A 19,717-nucleotide genomic window follows, 5' to 3' on the forward strand; every position below is an offset into this window, starting at 1 on the left:
GCCTTTTATAACTTTATAAGTTTGACCCAAAATTAAGAAAATTCATATGACAAATGCAAAATAATCCTATATAATCCCATCTTTGACACATGTAGGGATTTATAGGTGCCACAACCCCTTGAAAATAATGGGTTTGTGGCACTTTATGCCCCATACATGAAATATAGTAATGTTCTATCTGTTTTTACTTTTTTTCTGAATTTCTTTCATCTTACGTTTCGTTAAAAATTGATAGTCTGTTCGGAAACCACAGACCTTGTGCAGATCGTCTGTTATTTCCTGCCGTTCATATACAGGCATAAAGCCTTGTTCTTCTATATCAGCAAAATTGATGCTCCTTAACACCTGAAGCAGCTGCTCTGTGGTATAGGTACCCTTTAAGGTGCGTTTCAGCAGCCTGAAATGTAATAATGCAAGGAAGCATGTGAGAAAATGGGCCTTTATGCGGTCATCACGTGCAAGGTAAACCGGTCTTGCCTCAAAATCTGTTTTCATGGTTCTGAAGCAGTCTTCAATCTGCCACCTGCCTTCACTGACGTTCAGGATATCTGTCACGTCATCATCCAGCAGGTCGGTACAGATGGCATAGAGACCATCATATTTTTCTTCTTCTGCAATCTTATCCAAATCTAAAAAATAGTGTACTTTTGCTTTTTCCCCTTCCGTGGTTACGGCCAGCTTGTTTACAAATCTTGCCGGATCATTTGGATTTTTACGCTGCCGTTTTAAAGAGCCATTGGCAACCATTTTTTCTGCTCTTGCAACCTGTTCTGCGCGAACTGCTTTCTGATAGGCCGCATACTTTGGAGAGTAAGTTATGATCAGTCTCTGATGGAGCTTTTTGGTTGTATAGGGTTCATCTTTATAAAAGAGGCTTTGTTGATCAGCATCTGCCAGCAGGGAGAAGTCGACAGGCGTGTCATCGGATAAGTGTTTAAAACCACTCCGGTTCAACGCCCATTTGCGCTCCTCCGCTGGAAGTTTTTTGATGGATTGTGTAACAATAAAGGAGCGCTGGCCCAAATGGTTAAACACTCTGTTATCTTCCGAAGCGAGACCTGCATCACTGCAGTAAATAAACTTTTCACATCCGAACTGCTGTAGGATTTTAGACTCCAGAGGTTTTAGTGATTTCTGCTCATTCTGGTTACCCGGAAACAGAGAAAAAGCCAGCGGTAATCCGTCACCATCCGTAAAGAGTCCCATCTGGATAATCGGGTTTGGTCTGTGTTCCTTGCTTTTCCCGTATTTTTTATCCCCATCTTCCTGCTCAATTTCGAAATAGTAGTTTGAACAGTCATAATAAAGGATTCTGTCATTTCTGTTTTCCAGGAAAAAACTGTTCTTGTATACTTCCCCCTGAATAAAATCCATTTCTTTTGCCAGAATGGAAAGTGCACGATATATGTCATGGAGTTCATAAGTCGGTGTTTCAAGGAAGTGCTTTGCCGCCCGGAAAGAAGAACTTTTACTGGAAGGATCCAGGATTCTGGTATAAATCAAATCAGAGAGAATGGCATTTAAATCATACTCAAACTTATGGCGGCTTTTGATTTTACGGCAGATAGAATCCATCTTAAGCCCATAGTAAACAGACTGGAGGAAAAGATAGCCACCGGTAAAAAGTTTTTTTCTGTTATAATCCATGAGCCGATTGGAATGGAAAGGGATCAGAATAACAGCATCTTCGGTTTCACTTTTATATTTCAGTGTTTCGAGACGTGCCTGTTCATTAGCCCATGCCATTACACCGTCCCGGTCGGTACCAAGACGTTTTGAAAGTTCTGCCAGAGTGCCCAATTTTCGAATGGTCTTCGAAGTACTTTTTCCCTGGTCATTGGTATAGGATTTGGTAATGTAAAAGGATTCTGAATTTTTTGATTTAGATGTTGTAATTCGCATAATAATCACCTCTATACCAGTATAGCACAAATCACTAAATATTACTAGATAGTAAAACAAAAAAGTTGACAAAAAAATAAGCCTACAATAAGGCTTTGAAGTACTTTTGGATTGATGGATGTGTCAAACGCCCGAATACTATCCGCCTTTTATAACTTTATAAGTTTGACCCAAAATTAAGAAAATTCATATGACAAATGCAAAATAATCCTATATAATATTATACATATATTCTCTGGAAGAAAATTCAAATTATTATACAGGCAAGGCGGGGTGATGATTATGACACTGAATGAACAATTTGTGAAAGCAATTGAGGATCTGGATGAGGACAAGGCTTTGGAGCTCACCGATCAGCTCATGCAAAATGGTGTAAACTGGATGGTTATTCTGGATCTTTTGCAGACCGGCGTAAAGCTGGTAGGGAACCGGTATGAAGAAGGAGAATACTTTATTGCAGACCTGATTATGTCAGGAATTATCTTTCGCAGTGTAATTGAACATTACGGTGTAATCGTTCCCGGAATTCTGGACATCTCACTTTCCAGTGATACACCCTGTATGGTAATGGGTACTGTAGAAGGGGATGTTCATGATATTGGAAAGGATATTTTTATCAGTCTGCTTGCAGCGCAGGGAATCCGTGTCATTGACCTTGGTACGGATACATCTCCCAAAGTATTTGCAGACAGCATCCGCACCTATGCTCCTAAAGTTGTGGGGATGAGCGGCATCATGAACTTTGCAGTTTCCTCTATGAAGAGAACCATAGACCTGATCTGCCAGGAAGGTCTGAGGGATCAGATTAAAATTATCGTCGGCGGCTGCTGTATTACGGCAGAAATGGCAGAAAATATAGGGGCAGACGCTTATTCCGGTGATTTACTGGATGGTTCTGCACTCTGTAAAAAATGGATATTTGAAACGGAGGCAGATTAGTCTATGGCCGAAGCATTATATAAACATGTTTTTAGTGACGTAAAGCGCGCTATCTTTGAAGGGGAATACAAGCCCGGCGATATGCTTCCCTCAGAGAATGAATTAGCCGCAAAATATAATACCAGCAGAGTTACCATCCGCAAAAGTCTTGGAATGCTGGAAAATGAGCGTATTGTAAAATCATGGCACGGAAAAGGATATTTTGTAATTGAACCGGAACATGCGAAGTTCACGTTTGTTTACGAAGAGCATAACAAAGCACTGGAAAGCAAACTGCAATATATACGTCTGCTCCACCCGGAAGCAGAAGTTCAGTCAGCACTGCACATTGATCCAAGTCAGCGCGTAGTGTCCATCATGCGGATTCTCTTTAATACTAAGAAAAATATGCTTTGTGATTTGATGTATCTCCCATATCAAAAAGGTATGCCTTTAATCGAAATGGAAATTCAGTATGCGGACTTCCCTGATCTGGTAAAAAATAAAGTATCAACATTTGCAATTCATACAAAAATGGAAATTGGCATAGCAGCCGTAACCGGAGAAGTTGCAAAAAGGCTGATGTTAGAAGAAGGAACTTCGGTACTGGTCATCTACCGTTATCTGTATGATGAAATGGAACGGCCGGTTGCCTTTGGAAAACGTTACCTTCATCCGGACTGTGGCCATTTGACAGCTCATTCGGGATTTTTCCCTGGTTAATATAGAAAAGTGCGCTCCATATGCGGGCGCACTTTTTGCTATTTTTTTATCGGTCCGATACGTCCCTTGCGGTATGCTGTATTGTAATTACGGCAGTATTTATCCCTGCATAACAGAGCTTCTGCTGCCAGAAGAGTGGTATAGGTATCCCGGTTTGTAGGATCAATGATAGCGGAATCCATCCCGGCATTCATGGCAAGGGTGAGGAAATTCAGATTGATCGCTTTACGGTGTGGCATACCAAAGGAAATATTGGACAGTCCAGATGTGGTCTTAACATCGGGGTACTTTGTTTTAATCCGGTGTATGGCATCCGTAAATACAAGAAGGGAATCATTAACAGCGCTTAAAGCCATAACCAGCGGGTCGATAAAGATACGGTCCGGGGTAATGCCGTAAGTGCCTGCTTTTTCAATTAGCTGATCTGCGATGGATGCTTTACTTTCCGCATCATATGGTATACCGTTGTCGTCGCAGGTCAGAGCCACTACTTTCCATTCATTATCAGTCAGAAGCGGATAGAGGATCCCGCATTTATTTCCTTCGCCGGATACAGAATTTATAATGCCCGGTTTTTTCACCTTTGGCATGACTGCTTTTAAAATTTCCGGATTGGGGCTGTCAATACAAAGAGGGGTCTCCACAGTATCCTGGACGATTTCTATCAGCCATTCCATCACTTCAAGTTCACAGGAAGGATCGGTTCCCGCGCAGATATCCAGATAGTCCGCACCGGCTTCTGTCTGGCGGACTGCAAGATTCCGTATAAAATCTTCGTCGCGGTTTGTAATAGCCGCGGCAGAAGAGGGGATAGCTCCATTTATTTTTTCTCCAATAATAATCATCTTATATCCTCCTTAGCTGGCTTTTAAGCCTGATTCCATTTCAGCAATTTTCTTTTCACTCAGCGGCATAAGCGCGGCAATAACAGCGGCAATGATGAATAAAATGCCGGGTATGAGCAAGACGAGGTTTTTCAGCCCGGATAACTGGGAAGCAGTCAGACTGGCAGCTGCCGGATCGTATCCAATGGCGTTTAATGCAATTCCGATAATGATAACACTGAATGCAATTCCAATCTCCACAGGAAGCACATAGATAGACATCACGAATCCATGAGCGGAAAGTCCTGTTTTCCACTGGTGATAGTCAGCCGCTTTGGAATACATTACGATTCCGACACAGACCTGAAGGGCGGCGCCAAAATATGCCAGGCAGATGCAGGCGGTGTAAACTACCAGATTGCCCTCTGCAAAAAAGCGGGGAACCAGCATACCCACAGCATACATGCACATTGCCAGAATAGAAGAATTTTTCCTCCCAATCAGGCTGCTGATGTGTGGAGAGAGTATGCTGCTGATAAAACACACAACAGTTGCAGCAGTAGCCACGGTGGTGATTGCTGACATATCGCCCAGAAACCATTTGAAATAATATGCCATGGTAGAAACGTAAATCATAAATCCGAGATATCGGAAGACTTCAATTAACATACAGCAGATCAGTGGGGGATTTTTAATGACCGTGTCAATCATCTGCCTTACCGTGAGCCGGTCCGAATGATCATCTTTCGAATTTTCGTCATAATAAACGTCATAGTCTTTTCCGGCATGAGCTGTAGTGTAATAGCAAACAAGTCCGGTCAATCCAAACAGAACCGCTACACCAAAATACCCTTTTGCTTCATTTCCCTGACCGATTAAGGCAATCAACGGAAGGCAGATAAGGGAGAAAACAATGTTCCCAACCTGCTCAAATTGTGCAGAACGGGCGGTGAGCATCATACGTTCTTTATCATTTTGCGCCATTCTTGTCATCAAAGCTCTCTGAGCGCCGCCCGGTTTATCCAACAGTCCATAAGCCAGCAGATACATAATGCCGTAATAGATGGCCACAACAATGGGATTACCGGTGATCCTGGAAAAACAAAGTATCGTAAAAAATGATGTAACAGGTACAATATAAAGAATCCAGGAGCGGTACTTTCCCAGTTTAAATCTTCCATTCTGGACAAATCCCGCAATGATCGGGGTGCAGCAGAAGTCAAAGATCCTGGTACAGGTGAAAACTGTCGCCATAATACCGGCAGGTACAAGAGCTACATCAGTTACAAAATAGATAAAATAGGTGTTTGCAAGGCTGAACAGCAGGCCGACTCCAAAAGAACCTGCAGCAAATTGAAAGACCAGTAATTGTGACAGCTTACGGCTTGGTTGCTGTGAGTTGGACATGAAGGAACTCCCCTTTCAGATTTTCATTAGTTGACGTCTGTTAATTAGTAAAGTATAATTCAGTATAACTTGTATTTATAAGTTGCTTTGTCTAAATCTGATGTTAGCATGTAAGTCGAAAATTGTCAAATAGAAATAGATAAACACTACTTATAAATATAAAATTAGTATAATTGCACAAATTTTGCAGATAAATTTGTAGCAATAAACCTTATAAATTTATAGGAGGTATTTTATGTTGGAGATGAATGGAAAGCGGGGATTTGAAAGTGATAACTGTTCTTCGGTGCATCCACGTGTAATGCAGGCGCTGATGGATGTCAACTGCGGGCATGTGCCGGGATATGGTTATGATCCGGTGACTGCTGAAGCAGATCGCATTTTTAATCATCTGTTTGACAGAGAAACAGATGTATTTTTTACCTTTAATGGAACGGGAACGAACTGTGCGGCCCTTGCGCATCTGGTTACGCCCTGGCAGAGTATCCTGTGTGCAGACAGTGCACATATTAATTCTGCTGAAACAGGAGCCCCGGAACGCATTGCAAATGCAAAGCTTGTTCCTGTTCCTTCTATAGACGGCAAAATCAGTCCCCGGAGTCTGGAGGATGCAGTAGGAGGATGGCAGAGCGAACATGTTCCCAAGCCGCGGGTATTGAGTCTGACACAGGTGACGGATGATGGAACGGTATATACGCCGGGAGAGTTAAAGAACCTTTGTAAAATTGCCCATGATCACAATATGATTGTACATATGGATGGAGCCAGGCTGGCAAATGCCGTTGCCGCAAACCAAAATGACCTGACCGGAACAACCTGGGGAGCAGGCGTGGATGTACTATCCTTTGGCGGGACGAAGAATGGTCTGATGTTCGGAGAAGCAGTCGTTTTTTTTGATCATAAACTGGCTGAAAATTTTAAGTACACCAGGAAGAGCTGCGGACAGCTGCCAAGTAAAATGCGTTATATAGCAGCTCAGTTCATAGAAATATTAAAAGACGGCCTGTGGCTTGAGATGGCTGGACATGCCAACCGGATGGCAATGATGCTGTATGAAAAAATGAGTGGATTACCTGTCTTTCGGACGCCCTTTGTACCACAGGCAAATGAATTGTTCGCCCATGTGGATGAGAGGATCAAATGGCAGCTATGTGATGCGTTTCCGTTTCAGCATTTCGGACCGGAGCCTGGAATTTCCAGGTTTGTAACTTCATTTGATACAACAGAAGAGGATCTGAATGCATTAATTGCGTGTGCGGAAGATTTGACGCATTCCTACGGAAATGTCTAGAAGGTTTCAGCGCATATTGGAACACATATTTGAATGCATATTTGAAAAATCAGAAATAAGCTAAAAAAGAGATGTCAATTTTTGTGCAATACTCATAAATCGTATTTCTATATCACATATATCATTGACAATATGACGAGAGTCCATTATGATAAAGCTAACTTGTAAACACAAGTTAGCTTTGTTTTTCGTCAATACGATGTTAGGAGGATAAAGGCAAATGATCGATTATGCAAAACTTACGCAGGCTTTGGGAGATCTGGATGAAGATGCGGTATTTGAGCAGCTGGATCTGATCACGAAGGAAGAAAATGTGGATTCAGAAGCGGCAGTAAAAGCGTGCCAGGATGGTCTGGCTATTGTAGGTAAGAGGTTTGAAAGCAACGAATATTTTGTGGGTGACCTGATTTATTCCGGTGATCTGATGTCGGATGCATTTGCCCGGCTAAAACCTTTTATAGCAGGTGATATCAGCGGGAAATTGGGCAAACTTGTATTCTGTACGGTTAAAGATGACCTTCATGATATTGGAAAAAATATTGTGAAATGTATGTTTGAAACGGCAGGATTTGAAGTCATTGACCTTGGGATCGACGTAGCCCCGGAGACAATTATTGCGGCATTAAAAGAATCAAAGGCAAAGATCCTCGGGTTATCCGGTGTTCTTACGCTTGCCATCGAGTCAATGAAAAAGACCGTAGAAGCGCTTAATGCCGAGGGAATGCGTGATGATATAAAAGTGATTATAGGAGGAGCACCGGTTACTGCTGAATACTGTGAACTGGTAGGTGCGGATGCCTGGAGCATTAATGCAGCAGAATCTGTTGAAATCTGCCGGAAGTGGGCAGAGGAAGTCTACCAATAAGGTGAGGAGGAATTGGCATGACGCAAGATGAGTTAAAAAAATACCGAATTAAATTGTTTCATGATGCGATCCGCATGGAGCAGAAGCCGGACAGGGTTCCGCATATAGCGAATTTCTGGACATGGCAGATCCTGGATGCAGGGTATACCTTTACGCAAGCAACGCATGACTATGATATCATGCGTGATGTTGTTATGAAATTCCATGAAAAATACGGATTTGACGGCTATCAGGAAACCGGAATACGAAATCCTCAAAGAGTAGTGGAAACCCTGGGTACGTCTTTGTATACCATAGACGATGAGCGTGAAATTTTTGCCATTAAGGATTTTACCCTGTTTTACACGGAAGAATATCCAGAGCTGATTGCCGATCCCACCAAGTTTATCTGGGAAAAGGTACTGCCCAGAAAGTTTGAAAAATTCAGGCCGGATATGGATCCTGCACTGATGCGTCAATGTGCATGGGAGCAGAAAATCTTTTTTGATGAATCCTTAAAGAGGAATGATGAACTGGCAAATGTTTACGGCGTTCCAAATTTAATCTGTCCGTTTAATGGTTTTATGTCTCTTGGAATCGAATATCTGTTTACGGGACTCAGAGGAATTAAAGGGTTATCCATCGACATGAGGAAGGATCCCATCAGAGTAAAAGAGGCATGTGAAGCGCTTGACCGAATCAGCGCCGATCCGGTTATTGAAAATGTGCTGAACGATGCGCCGGGCAGCCACCCTGATTTCTGCTTTGATGCTTTAACAGCTTTGCTGGCACATACTATCCTGAACCGAAAACAATGGGAAATGTTTTACTGGCCGCCGCTTAAGAGACTTTTGGATGGAATTGTGGCAAAGGACAAGACGATTTACCTCTTTGTGGAGGGCGGTATATTAAGGTTTGCTGAGTATTTTCAGGATTATCCCAAGGGACATATCTGTATGCTGGTAGAGCAGGATGACATTTTTGAACTGCGTAAGGCACTGCCGAACGTCTGTGTGATTGGAGGGATGAAAGCAAGTCTGCTGGGCAGCGGAACGAAACAGCAATGTCTTGACTATGCAAAACGTCTGTGTGATGAGCTGGGAAGTGAAGGTGGATTTATCATGAGCCAGGATAAGATGATGTCGTACCGCAAAGATGCAGATCCCGAAAATCTTTTGGCTGTTTGCGACTTTGTTCGCGAATACCGCCCATGATGAGGAGGAATAAAGATGGCAGCAGAAAATGAAAACAGAAATGAAAACAGAAATGAAAACAGTAGCGAAGAAAAAAAGGTTGACTATACTACATATCCGGAAGGTTTTGATGAACTGTTAAAGCATCTGGACTTTCTGCCGGAGGATACGGCAGCCAGGCGCAGGTTCATGATGGGGCTGCTTGATAATCTGGGCAGACGATAAAGCGTGTTTGAAAATTCATTCCCGCCAGCTGCACGCCCTACTTTGCGGCATATTTGCCCCGAATTCAGGTTACGTAGCCTGGCTGAAATAATCATGACGATAGGAACGGGAAGGAGGATTTGTCATGATAAATTATGTTTACCACAATCCGGGTAAAATTATATTTGGAAAAGATTGCGAACTGGAGATCGGAGAAGAAGTTGCAGGGTATGCAAAGCGTGTTCTCATTGTATTGGGCGGTCCGTTTATAAAGGAAAACGGACTGTATGACCGTGTTGCATCATCCTTGTCGGAGGCCGGAATCACTTATTACGATCTGGATCACATTGTTCCTAACCCAAGACTAAAGCAGGTCTGTGAGGGGATTGAAATGTGCAGGAAGCATGACATTGGTTTTGTGCTGGCAATTGGAGGGGGGTCTGCAATTGATACGGCGAAAAGTATAGCAGCAGGCGTTAAATGTGAAGGTGATATCTGGGAGTATTTTGGCACGTTTACCAGATTTATCACAGATGCACTGCCGTGCGGAGTGTTGCTGACTCTGCCGGCAACCGGCTCAGAATCATCTAATTGTGCTGTTTTAACAAATGAAGAAACAGGTTTGAAGCGCAGTCTGTTTTCTGACTACATCATTCCCAGGTTTGCCATGCTGAATCCGGAAATGAGCTATTCCCTTCCTCCATATCAGACTGCTTGTGGAACGGTAGATATACTTGCACATCTGATGGAGGCTTATTTTACAAATACAGATAATGTGGATTTAACAGACCGGCTTTTAGAGGCTGCCATGAAAACGGTTATCCACTTTGGACCGCTGTCACTGGAATATCCGGATAATTATGATATTCGTGCAGAGCTTTACCAGGCGGCTAATATTACGAACAATGGAATGCTTATGGCAGGCCGGCTGGGAGACTGGGGCAGCCATAATATTGAACATGAAATCAGCGGTATCTATGATATTGCCCACGGTGCAGGACTTGCCATCATATTCCCCGCATGGATAAAGTATGTCTGGAAAAGAGATCCGGACAGGTTTGTACAGTTTGCACAACGGGTTTTTGACGTAGCATATGCCGCTCCTAGAAAAGAGTGGACCATAAAAAGAGGGATTAAAAAGTTAGAAGAGTTTTATAGGGAAATGAATCTGCCGACCCGTTTAAGCGAAGCGGGAATCGGGGATGAAAACCTGCGAACCATGGCGGAGAAAGCAATGATAGGAACTTCGGCAGTAGGAATGGCATTTCCTTTACAGGAAGAGGATATTTACCAGATTTTAAAATTGGCTTTGTAGAACGTATACGTTCTGTAGAATTGAGAGGAGGATCTCAAGATGAGTAATGAAAAACGATTACCCGAATTGACCGTCAGCGCATTTGCCGTTGGTACTCTGACCGCCAGTCTGTATTATAGCCTGGTAAACAGCTATTTTAATTATTATGTGACGGATATAGCCCTGGTTCCAACCGATGTATTTGGAACGGCCAGCTTCGTCGTACGTCTGTTGTTTGTAATTATTGTACCGCTTCTGGGTGCGATGGTTCAAAACGGGCATTCCAGATTTGGAAAGTACCGGATGTGGATCTTTATCGGAGTTCCATTATCACTGGTATTTACAATTTTGTCGTTCACTAAATTTTCCGGGTCTGGAATATTCCTGGCGATATTTTACTCGCTGGCATATACGATTTCTTCAGGAGCAAGCAGTTTGTGCGGAAATGCACAGATGTCCCTGATGAATGTGATCAGTAAAGATCCGTCCCAGCAAAGGAGGCTGTCTACACGCCGGTCCCAGTACCAGGATATTGCCAAAATATTATTTTCAGCCACATTTTTGCCCCTCGTATTATTGATCGGCGGAGAGAATCAGGCAAAAGGATATCAGTATACAGCGATTCTGATTGCCATACTGGCGGCACTTGGCTATCTGGCAACGGCATGGTCAGGAAAAAAACATGACATCTATGATGTAAAAGGAAAAGTTCCCGATGAAGTGAAAAAATCTAAAATGTCTGCAAAACAGATGCTGGATTGTGTTATTAAAAATCCACCGTTAATATTTATGCTTTTATCTGAAACGTTAAAGTTTACGGCATTTATGATTTTCATATCTACATTTGCTTATTATTATCAGTACATATTAAATGATTTCAGTGCAATTACAGTTACCATGACTATCGCTTCTGTCGTAGCGCTTGGGTCCAGCCTTATCGCACCGGTTATTATTAAAAAGGCAGGTTCTAAGAACGCTGGTATCGTGGCACTGGTATTTTATACAGTGGGAGCACTGCTGCCGCGCTTTATGCCGCCGAGCGTCACTATGTTTGGTGTCGGCTTTGTACTTATTTATTTTGGTATGTCATTAAATGCATGTGCAGGTCCGATTCAGTTTGTAAATTCCTCCCTGTATTATCAGGCGAAAACAGGTCTGAATGCAACCGGATTTATTATGTCTCTGTATGTATTCCCCATTCAACTTGGTATTGCCATATCAAGCGGTATGGTCAACTGGCTGTTGTCCAGTATGGGATACGTTGCCGGGGCTGCGCTGGAGGGATCACAGCTGGTGAGCCTTCAGAATATAATTCTTCTGATACCCGGACTAATGCTGCTGGCTGCAGCAATTCTCGTGATAGCTTATCCATTATCGGAGAAGAAGATGGAAGAAATACACGGTAAACTGGGAAGTAATATGTAATGAAAATGCCGATCCGCAGGAGAATATTCCATGGATCGGCATTTTTTATTTAACCTGTACGGCAACCCGGATTTCCAGATCATCACTCTGGCTGTATACTTCCAGATCAGGAGCATCACCCTTCATTCTGTAAGTCCAAATGGTTTTTATTCATAAACGGACATAAATTGAGAGGTTGTCCATTACAAAAAGTAATTGACAACCCAAAACCTTAATGATAGAATAGCATCAATTGAAAATACCCGTGAGGGAGTAGTTGGCGTATCGCAAGGTACGTGTCAAGTCAACATACTGACCATTTGGTCTGGCTTGCCTTAAATAATGAGACTCATGTATAGGACTTATACTATACATGCGCCTTTTTTTGACCCATGTATAGCTTAAGTGCTGTACCTGGGTCTTTTTGATTGCAAAACAAAAAGGAGGAAAAAGGATATGAAATATTATCTGGAGCCGAAAGACAAAGTGGTGCAGTATTTTCAAAGTGATGTTGACAAAGGACTCACATCAAAACAGGCAGAAGAAAGCCGGAGAAAAAACGGTGCCAATATCCTGAAGAAAGAAAAACCGGTTTCTTTAGGAAGGAGAATCTGGGAAGCGGCAAGAGAACCAATGATTATCATGCTGATTCTGGCTGGATTTATTACGCTGGGCGTGAATATTTCAAGAGCTGTGACCGGGGGAGAGGCGGATTATCTGGAGTGCGTTGGTATTTTTGCAGCAATTGCTTTATCGGTAGTAATCACAGTGATTATGGAAGGACGAAGTGCCAGGGCATTTGAAGAGCTGAGTAAAATAACAGACGATACCATGGTAAAGGTTATCCGAAATGGGGAAGTGGCGATGGTCTGTCAGAAGGAGATTGCAGCTGGTGACATCATATGTCTGGCAACGGGTGACAGGATTCCGGCAGATGGACGTTTACTGGAGTGCAATTCTCTTCAGGCGGATGAATCTGCGCTTACCGGAGAGAGCCTTCCGGCACAAAAGGATGAGACCGCAATAATTGAGGATGAAAAGACTCCAGTGGCGGAAAGGGTGAATATGGTTTATTCAGGCTGCTTTATTACCAGCGGTACCGGTAAGATGGTAGCGACCGGAGTTGGCGACCATACTGAATTTGGTAAGATTGCCGCGGAACTTTCTTCTGAGGATAAAACAAGTACTCCGTTACAGGAAAAATTAGCGGTACTTGGTAAAAAAATTACGATTTTGGGAGCTGCGGCAGCAGCAGTGGTATTTTTACTCCAGGTTTTATTATTTACTTTTCATGGGACGGCATCATGGGAGACCATTTCCGAAGCTTTTATTACAAGTATTGTACTGATTGTTGCCGCAGTGCCGGAAGGACTGCCTACCATTGTTGCGGTATCCCTTTCCATAAACATTATAAAAATGTCCAAACAGAATGCATTGGTAAAAAAAATGATAGCCTGCGAGACCGTTGGCTGCATCAATGTAATCTGTTCTGATAAAACAGGAACGCTGACGGAGAACCGTATGACAGTCACAAAAGTCTGTCAGGATATGAATATGGTGTATCCGGATCAGGTAAAGGATGTTCATCTGATCCGCAATTTCTGCATGAACAGTACGGCGGATATCCGGTATGCAGATGGAGAGAACCACTTTATTGGAAATCCCACAGAGTGTGCCCTGCTGGTTGCTGCAAATAAGGCAGTAGGCAATTACAAAAATATACGAAACAGTTTTCAGGCAGCTTATGTATTTCCCTTTTCTTCAGAAACAAAGAATATGACGACTGTTCTTCATAATGCCAAGGGATATCATATTTATTCCAAAGGAAGCCCGGAGAAGATCCTGGAAATGTGCGCATTATCGAAGGAGGAAAAAGAAAAAGCACAAGAAAAGATGTTTGAGTATGAAAGCAAGGCTTTTCGGGTAATTGCTTTTGCCCATAAAAGTCATGGGGATCTGATTGTGGATTTTGAAAAGGAGCGCAAGTCTCTGGAAGATGGACTGCATTTCGATGGATTTTCGGCAATTACGGATCCGCTCAGAAAGGATGTCTGTAATGCGGTGGACAAATGCCGTAAAGCGGGAATTGATGTAAAAATGCTGACAGGTGACAATATTATTACAGCATCTGCCATTGCGAAGGAACTGCAGTTGTTGGATGATGACCATATAGCCGTAGAAGCGAAAGTGTTAGAGAGTCTGACCGAAGAGCAGCTGGCAGAAACACTGCCCAGAATACGGGTGATAGCCAGAAGTACGCCAACGATTAAAATGCGTGTAGTAAAAGCTTTAAAATCCAGAGGTGATGTGGTGGCGGTTACCGGAGACGGGATTAATGACGCACCTGCGATTAAAAATGCCGATGTTGGAATTGCAATGGGAATATCGGGAACAGAAGTATCGAAAGAAGCAAGTGATATTGTACTCCTGGATGACAGCTTTTCAACGATTGTAAAAGCTGTTCAGTGGGGAAGAGGGATATATGAGAATTTCCAGCGTTTTATTCAATTTCAGCTTACCGTTAACTTATCCAGTGTAGTTGTAGTTCTGGCTTCTATTATTGCAGGTTTTGCCGCTCCGTTTTCAGCACTGCAGCTGTTATGGATTAATATAATCATGGATGGACCGCCGGCGCTTACCCTGGGATTGGAACCCATCCGGGGAGATTTGATGAAACAACAGCCAACCAGGCGGAATAGCAGCATAGTTACCAAAAGTATGATGTCAAGAATTGTTATAAACGGGCTATATATTTCAATTGTATTTATGGCTCAGCACTGGTTTAATTTTATGGGAGGTGCGGAAAGAGAACTGCCTACCATACTGTTTACGCTGTTTGTTGTTTTTCAACTGTTCAATGCATTCAACAGCCGTGAGCTTTCCGATACCAGTATCTTCTGTAATCTGGCATCTAACAGGCTGATGCTTGGAGTTTTTGCATTGACCTTTGCACTTCAGGTAATCATCACACAGATTGGAGGTGCCTTCTTTGGTACGGTTCCGTTAGATTTTCTGATGTGGTGCAAAATTATTGTAGTGGCGTTCAGTGTAATCCTGGTATCGGAAATTGCAAAATTAATGAAAAGAGTGTTGATGAGAAATAGATAGTCAGAAGAAAAAGATATAAAAGGGCCTTAAGAGCTGGGATAATGACGGAAAATGTATTTCCTGCATTATCCCATTTGTTTCTTAATCAGGTATAACCATTAATAAAAGCAAGATAATTCTGGCTTACTGTTTTCCAGTTCACTACATGAAACCAGTTGTGGATATAGGCAGGCCGGTTGTTATAGTGCTTTAGATAGTAGGCATGTTCCCATACATCCAGGTTGAGCAGAGGATGCAGATTCATGGAGAGGGGGGTATCCTGATTGGAAGTAGTAATAATCTTTAGTGTTCCATCATGATCTGCAACCAGCCAGGCATATCCGGATCCAAAGACCGACAGGGCAGCCGCAGCCATCTGGTCTTCAAAATTCTGAAAGCTTCCAAAAGCCTGGTTGATATAAAAAGCAAATATCCCTAAAGGCCTGTCGATGCCGGGGCTGGTCATATTATCAAAATAAAAACGATGATTATAGACACCTCCTGCGTTGTTAAGCAGAGGAGTTCTGATATTAGCCGGAAGAGTAGGGGCATACAGAATAAGCTGTTCCAATGTCATATTTTGCAGCTGGGGATTAGCCTTTAAAATAGCATTCAGATTGTCCACGTAAGTCTGAAGATGGCGGTCATGGTGAAGGTGCATGGTTTTTTCATCAATATAAGGCTCCAGTGCATTATAGCTGTATGGCAGTGGGTAATTTACAAAAGGATAGTGTTCACTCAAAGGTATCTGTTCCTTTTCTTTTTCTTCTATTATATGTTGCAGGATAAAATACATAACAAGAAAACACGCTCTAAGTAATACAGATGCCCTGAAACCCTCCACTATACCACCAGACATTTGATCAGCGGTATAATATGGTCTCCCAGTAAATGATTACACCTAAGGAGGAATCAATATGAATGAACCTTTTCCACAAGAACAAAGCCATCTTGAATTTACACAAAAACAATTGAAAAGTGCCTTTGATAAAGCCAATGAGGATGTCACTAAATGTGAAGACGATTACCGGAAATCAAAACGATATCTGGCGGAATATTGGAACGAACTGGATTCTATGGAAAAGTTCTCAAATCAGCGGTCTATCAACCAGATAGAAGGGGCAGGTAATTTATCACTGGATAAAAGAAGGAGAATTGGACAGCTGATGGATTCACCGTATTTTGCCAAAATAAATTTTCTTTACCAGGGGGATGATGAACCGGAGCAGATCTATATTGGAAAATATGCGTTTACCGATGATAGGAATCAGATGCTTATTTTTGACTGGCGTGCCCCCATTTCAAATATGTATTATGAATATGAGCTGGGAAAAGCATCTTACGAGGCGCCCATAGGTAACATAGAAGGAGAAATTACCTGTAGGCGCCAGTTTAAGATTCGAAAAGGAGAAATGGAATATGTCCTGGAAAGCACGATGAATATAGACGATGATATTTTGCAAAGAGAGTTAAGCAGTACCTCTGATGAAAAAATGAAAAATATCATCGCAACAATTCAAAAAGAACAAAACCGGATTATTCGTAATGAAAAGGCGGAAGTATTAATTATCCAGGGAGTTGCAGGCTGTGGGAAAACTTCAATTGCCCTGCATCGTGTAGCGTATTTGCTTTATCGAAATAAGGAAAGACTGTCTGCTTCAAATGTTGTGATTATTTCTCCAAACAAAGTATTTGCAGATTATATCTCTAATGTTCTTCCGGAGTTAGGGGAAGAACCTATCATGGAACTAAGTTTTGCAGAGATAGCTGCAGAGGAATTAAACGGGAAGATCAATTTTACGAAAAATATATCGTGGATAGAGATAGAGAATGAGAACGCAGAGGATGTAAAGAGACTGAATTTTAAGGGTTCAGAGGAAATGCTGGCTCTTCTGGATAAATATCTGCGCTACGCCGTTGACAGGTATTTTGAAATAAAAGACTGCAGATTTGGGGAATTTTTTATTTCCAGAGAATACATTGCTGACCGCTGTCATGCCTGCAGCTATCTTCCGGTAATGGAACGGTTTAAGCAGATAGCAGAGGATATATGGGAGGTATTTAAATCGAAAAACTTAGGGTGGGATAATTTGCCCAGTCAGAATGAGATTGGGAAAAAGCTCAGATCTATGTTTTTGGCCGACAGTACACTTTCTCTTTATGCAGATTTTTATAAATATATTCAAAAAGAAAGCTGGTTTTCGATGAAGCAGAAAGATACTCTGGAATGGGAGGATGTTTATCCTTATCTGTATTTGAAATCATCAATAGAAGGGATTGGTGAATACTCGTTTGTTCAGCATGTGGTAATTGATGAAATGCAGGACTATACCCCGGTACAATATGCAGTGATCAATCGGTTGTTTCGTTGTAAAAAAACAATACTGGGTGATTTTGGACAGTCACTGGTGCCTTCCAATATGTGTTCCCGTGAGATTTTCTGCAGATTGTATAAAAATGCAGATTTTATAGAGCTGAATAAAAGCTATCGTTCTACTTATGAAATTATTGCATTTTCCAGACGGATTAAAAATAATCAGAAGATAGAGGCATTTGAGAGACACGGAGATCAGCCGACGATTAGCTGCTGTCAGAACCTGGAGGAAGAAATAGCCATTATAAAAACGAAGATTGATGAGTTTTATAAAAAAGGTTATGGCTCTATGGGAATATTATGCAAAACACAGACACAGGCAGCCTTATTATATGAAGAACTTGCTTCTGACTGTGAAGTGCATTATTTAGATTTGAACAGTACGAAGTTTGAAAACGGAGTAACCGTCACCACTATTCCCGTATCAAAAGGATTAGAATTCGACCAGGTGACAGTACCCTTTGCCAATTGGGAGAACTACAGAATGGAGTGGGATCGAAACCTCTTGTATGTGGCATGTACAAGAGCGATGCATAAGCTGGATTTTACATGCCAGGGTTCATTTACAAAATTAGTGCTACAGTGAACAATTCAAGCTGGAATTGTTCACTGTAGTACTGGTTAATGTGAACTGATTAGCACAGATCTTTCAACATAAATACATCAGCATAAGGATTATTATTATAACGGGAAATTTCATGGAATCCGTTTTTTTGGTATAGGGATATAGCAGATCGGCTTTCCTGTGTTGTATCCAGAAACATCTTCCTATACCCCTGCGCAGCAGAATAGCGGATCGCGTGAGTTAAAAGCTTCTGGCCTAAGCCCTTTCCCTGGCAGGCGCTGTACAAATACATCATTTTCAGTTCGCAGGTATCGGGAGAAAGACTTTTAACAGCAACGGTGCCTATAATCTGACTTCCATCTGTCATATACCAGAAAGCATCATAAGAATTTGGAATATCATTTACTGCCTGGTGCCTTCCCAGGGGTTCAAAAGTTCTTCCTGATTCGGGCATACAATTCTCCAGGAATTGGAGAAGATCTTTTTGCAGATTCCGGTTATATTCCAGCAATTTAATATGATCCCATTCGATTGATAGCCCCTTGTCGGGCCTGATATCAGTTGCAGTATTTCGTATCTCCATGTTATCTCCTTAACAGTTCTTTTTTGCTTATTATAACAATGAATGCATAAAAGAAAAAGAACAATTTATACAATAATGGATGTCCCGGCGATGATTATAAGGTATAATAAAACAAAATTATTACAAATATAGAATTCGTATGGATAACAGGAGGAGTATAAAGTGAGTATACCAATAGAAAAGAGATGGGAAATAAAAATTGTCGACCCTCAGGATGCTAATATGCGCAGTGCCTATAACAGCCTGACCGAATCTGTTTTTGGATTTCAGTTTGAAAAATGGTATCAGGAGGGCTTCTGGAAGAAACAGCATGTGCCGTATGTGGTTATGTGTGAGGGGGAAATAGCAGCTAATATCTCGGCAAATATTATGGAATTGAATGTATTTGGCCAGCGTAAGACTTACCTCCAGCTGGGAACGGTAATGACGGCAAAGAAATACAGAGGACAGGGATTTGCAAAGCTAATAATGGAAAAAGTACTAAAAGAGTACAGGGACAGATTTGATCTGATCTATCTATTTGCAAATGATACCGTTTTAGATTTTTATCCCAAATATGGATTTGAGAAAATAACACAGTACTATTATTCAAAAGAAATCATGAGAGGTCAGCAAAATAAGAATCCGATAAATATAAGGAAGCTGGATCTGAACAGGGCTAAAGACAAAGTGCTGGCAATGAAATATATGGAGTTGGAAAATCCATTCTCCAGCCTGACAATGGTTAACAACGTAGAACTGTACATGTTTTATGCAATGATGTTTTATGGAGAGCAGCTTTACTATATAGAAGAGGCGGATACGCTTGTCTTTGCAGAGTATCAGGATGATACGCTGATTCTGGCGGAAGTATTTTGTCAGAAAAAAGTATCATTATCACAGGTTATAGAGATGCTGGCGAATGAAACCATTACACAGGTTAAGCTAATGTTTACGCCAGAGGACAAAGAGGGATTTAGGATTGATGAAGTAAAGGAGGAAGAGACCTTATTATTCGGTAAAGGAAAAGATGCGGAATTTTTCCGGGAGAAAAAATGTATGTTTCCGGTATTATCACATACCTGAGAGTGTATAGAAGCTGTATCGGCAGTGTTACAGTGCAAG

The 19,717-nt window shown here is 41.8% G+C and carries 18 protein-coding genes; 13 read left to right on the forward strand and 5 right to left on the reverse strand.

Annotated features, from left to right (window positions below):
- Positions 1-174 precede the first annotated feature (174 nt).
- Positions 175-1,902: an IS1634 family transposase gene (locus QR40_RS24930; protein WP_044297261.1), complete on the reverse strand. Its 1,728-nt coding sequence runs from the start codon at positions 1,900-1,902 to the stop codon at positions 175-177.
- 282 nt (positions 1,903-2,184) lie between these two features.
- Here QR40_RS24930 and QR40_RS24935 point away from each other — a divergent pair, with 282 nt between their 5' ends.
- Both QR40_RS24935 and QR40_RS24940 read left to right on the forward strand, forming a co-directional pair.
- Positions 2,185-2,841: a cobalamin B12-binding domain-containing protein gene (locus QR40_RS24935; RefSeq protein WP_160295872.1), complete on the forward strand. Its 657-nt coding sequence runs from the start codon at positions 2,185-2,187 to the stop codon at positions 2,839-2,841.
- 3 nt (positions 2,842-2,844) lie between these two features.
- Positions 2,845-3,543, forward strand: a complete 699-nt coding sequence (locus tag QR40_RS24940) for a GntR family transcriptional regulator (protein WP_044297263.1) — start codon at positions 2,845-2,847, stop codon at positions 3,541-3,543.
- 38 nt (positions 3,544-3,581) lie between these two features.
- On the opposite strand, the gene QR40_RS24945 is transcribed toward QR40_RS24940, so the two are convergent.
- Together QR40_RS24945 and QR40_RS24950 are read right to left on the reverse strand one after the other, a co-directional pair.
- Positions 3,582-4,388, reverse strand: coding sequence for a methyltetrahydrofolate cobalamin methyltransferase (locus QR40_RS24945; protein ID WP_044297264.1), 807 nt, complete (start codon positions 4,386-4,388; stop codon positions 3,582-3,584).
- A 12-nt stretch (positions 4,389-4,400) separates the two neighbouring features.
- Complete coding sequence (locus QR40_RS24950; protein WP_044297265.1) at positions 4,401-5,774, reverse strand: MFS transporter; 1,374 nt, start codon at positions 5,772-5,774, stop codon at positions 4,401-4,403.
- Between the two features lie 235 nt (positions 5,775-6,009).
- Here QR40_RS24950 and QR40_RS24955 point away from each other — a divergent pair, with 235 nt between their 5' ends.
- From QR40_RS24955 to QR40_RS24985, 9 genes are all read left to right on the forward strand, one after another.
- A complete protein-coding gene (locus QR40_RS24955; RefSeq protein ID WP_052377867.1) occupies positions 6,010-7,065 on the forward strand; it encodes a threonine aldolase family protein in 1,056 nt (351 codons plus the stop codon).
- Positions 7,066-7,285: 220 nt separating this feature from the next.
- Positions 7,286-7,930 (forward strand): cobalamin B12-binding domain-containing protein, encoded by a 645-nt coding sequence (locus QR40_RS24960; RefSeq protein WP_027294917.1) that lies wholly within the window; start codon positions 7,286-7,288, stop codon positions 7,928-7,930.
- Positions 7,931-7,947: 17 nt separating this feature from the next.
- Positions 7,948-9,123, forward strand: coding sequence for a uroporphyrinogen decarboxylase family protein (locus QR40_RS24965; RefSeq protein WP_044297266.1), 1,176 nt, complete (start codon positions 7,948-7,950; stop codon positions 9,121-9,123).
- A gap of 15 nt (positions 9,124-9,138) precedes the next feature.
- Positions 9,139-9,327, forward strand: coding sequence for a hypothetical protein (locus QR40_RS24970; RefSeq protein ID WP_044297267.1), 189 nt, complete (start codon positions 9,139-9,141; stop codon positions 9,325-9,327).
- A gap of 7 nt (positions 9,328-9,334) precedes the next feature.
- Positions 9,335-9,418, forward strand: coding sequence for a DUF6783 domain-containing protein (locus tag QR40_RS33870; protein WP_465231374.1), 84 nt, complete (start codon positions 9,335-9,337; stop codon positions 9,416-9,418).
- Between the two features lie 33 nt (positions 9,419-9,451).
- The gene (locus QR40_RS24975) at positions 9,452-10,621 is read left to right on the forward strand and encodes an iron-containing alcohol dehydrogenase (protein ID WP_044297270.1); all 1,170 of its coding nucleotides are present in this window, start codon (positions 9,452-9,454) and stop codon (positions 10,619-10,621) included.
- Between the two features lie 39 nt (positions 10,622-10,660).
- Complete coding sequence (locus QR40_RS24980) at positions 10,661-12,025, forward strand: MFS transporter (protein ID WP_044297272.1); 1,365 nt, start codon at positions 10,661-10,663, stop codon at positions 12,023-12,025.
- A 30-nt stretch (positions 12,026-12,055) separates the two neighbouring features.
- Positions 12,056-12,181, forward strand: coding sequence for a hypothetical protein (locus tag QR40_RS32715; RefSeq protein WP_274595934.1), 126 nt, complete (start codon positions 12,056-12,058; stop codon positions 12,179-12,181).
- 279 nt (positions 12,182-12,460) lie between these two features.
- Entirely contained in the window at positions 12,461-15,112 is a 2,652-nt protein-coding gene (locus QR40_RS24985; RefSeq protein WP_044297274.1) for a calcium-translocating P-type ATPase, PMCA-type, read from the forward strand.
- Positions 15,113-15,197: 85 nt separating this feature from the next.
- Here QR40_RS24985 and QR40_RS24990 read toward each other — a convergent pair whose 3' ends face one another.
- Positions 15,198-15,833: a superoxide dismutase gene (locus QR40_RS24990; protein ID WP_027294911.1), complete on the reverse strand. Its 636-nt coding sequence runs from the start codon at positions 15,831-15,833 to the stop codon at positions 15,198-15,200.
- 175 nt (positions 15,834-16,008) lie between these two features.
- Here QR40_RS24990 and QR40_RS24995 point away from each other — a divergent pair, with 175 nt between their 5' ends.
- Entirely contained in the window at positions 16,009-18,051 is a 2,043-nt protein-coding gene (locus QR40_RS24995; RefSeq protein WP_044297275.1) for a HelD family protein, read from the forward strand.
- 49 nt (positions 18,052-18,100) lie between these two features.
- Here the strand turns inward: QR40_RS24995 and QR40_RS25000 are convergent, their stop codons facing one another.
- Positions 18,101-18,613, reverse strand: coding sequence for a GNAT family N-acetyltransferase (locus tag QR40_RS25000; RefSeq protein ID WP_052431049.1), 513 nt, complete (start codon positions 18,611-18,613; stop codon positions 18,101-18,103).
- A 162-nt stretch (positions 18,614-18,775) separates the two neighbouring features.
- Here QR40_RS25000 and QR40_RS25005 point away from each other — a divergent pair, with 162 nt between their 5' ends.
- Positions 18,776-19,678, forward strand: a complete 903-nt coding sequence (locus QR40_RS25005) for a GNAT family N-acetyltransferase (protein ID WP_044297276.1) — start codon at positions 18,776-18,778, stop codon at positions 19,676-19,678.
- The last annotated feature ends 39 nt before the right edge of the window (positions 19,679-19,717 follow it).

It is taken from the genome of Robinsoniella peoriensis, from assembly GCF_000797495.1.
In the GTDB taxonomy this organism is placed as follows: domain Bacteria; phylum Bacillota; class Clostridia; order Lachnospirales; family Lachnospiraceae; genus Robinsoniella; species Robinsoniella peoriensis.

Bases quoted from the DNA above. Each gene is read 5' to 3' on its own strand.
- QR40_RS24930 (WP_044297261.1), bottom strand. From the start codon at position 1,902: ATGCGAATTACAACATCTAAATCAAAAAATTCAGAATCCTTTTACATT.
- QR40_RS24935 (WP_160295872.1), top strand. From the start codon at position 2,185: ATGACACTGAATGAACAATTTGTGAAAGCAATTGAGGATCTGGATGAG.
- QR40_RS24940 (WP_044297263.1), top strand. From the start codon at position 2,845: ATGGCCGAAGCATTATATAAACATGTTTTTAGTGACGTAAAGCGCGCT.
- QR40_RS24945 (WP_044297264.1), bottom strand. From the start codon at position 4,388: ATGATTATTATTGGAGAAAAAATAAATGGAGCTATCCCCTCTTCTGCC.
- QR40_RS24950 (WP_044297265.1), bottom strand. From the start codon at position 5,774: ATGTCCAACTCACAGCAACCAAGCCGTAAGCTGTCACAATTACTGGTC.
- QR40_RS24955 (WP_052377867.1), top strand. From the start codon at position 6,010: ATGTTGGAGATGAATGGAAAGCGGGGATTTGAAAGTGATAACTGTTCT.
- QR40_RS24960 (WP_027294917.1), top strand. From the start codon at position 7,286: ATGATCGATTATGCAAAACTTACGCAGGCTTTGGGAGATCTGGATGAA.
- QR40_RS24965 (WP_044297266.1), top strand. From the start codon at position 7,948: ATGACGCAAGATGAGTTAAAAAAATACCGAATTAAATTGTTTCATGAT.
- QR40_RS24970 (WP_044297267.1), top strand. From the start codon at position 9,139: ATGGCAGCAGAAAATGAAAACAGAAATGAAAACAGAAATGAAAACAGT.
- QR40_RS24975 (WP_044297270.1), top strand. From the start codon at position 9,452: ATGATAAATTATGTTTACCACAATCCGGGTAAAATTATATTTGGAAAA.
- QR40_RS24980 (WP_044297272.1), top strand. From the start codon at position 10,661: ATGAGTAATGAAAAACGATTACCCGAATTGACCGTCAGCGCATTTGCC.
- QR40_RS32715 (WP_274595934.1), top strand. From the start codon at position 12,056: ATGGATCGGCATTTTTTATTTAACCTGTACGGCAACCCGGATTTCCAG.
- QR40_RS24985 (WP_044297274.1), top strand. From the start codon at position 12,461: ATGAAATATTATCTGGAGCCGAAAGACAAAGTGGTGCAGTATTTTCAA.
- QR40_RS24995 (WP_044297275.1), top strand. From the start codon at position 16,009: ATGAATGAACCTTTTCCACAAGAACAAAGCCATCTTGAATTTACACAA.
- QR40_RS25000 (WP_052431049.1), bottom strand. From the start codon at position 18,613: ATGGAGATACGAAATACTGCAACTGATATCAGGCCCGACAAGGGGCTA.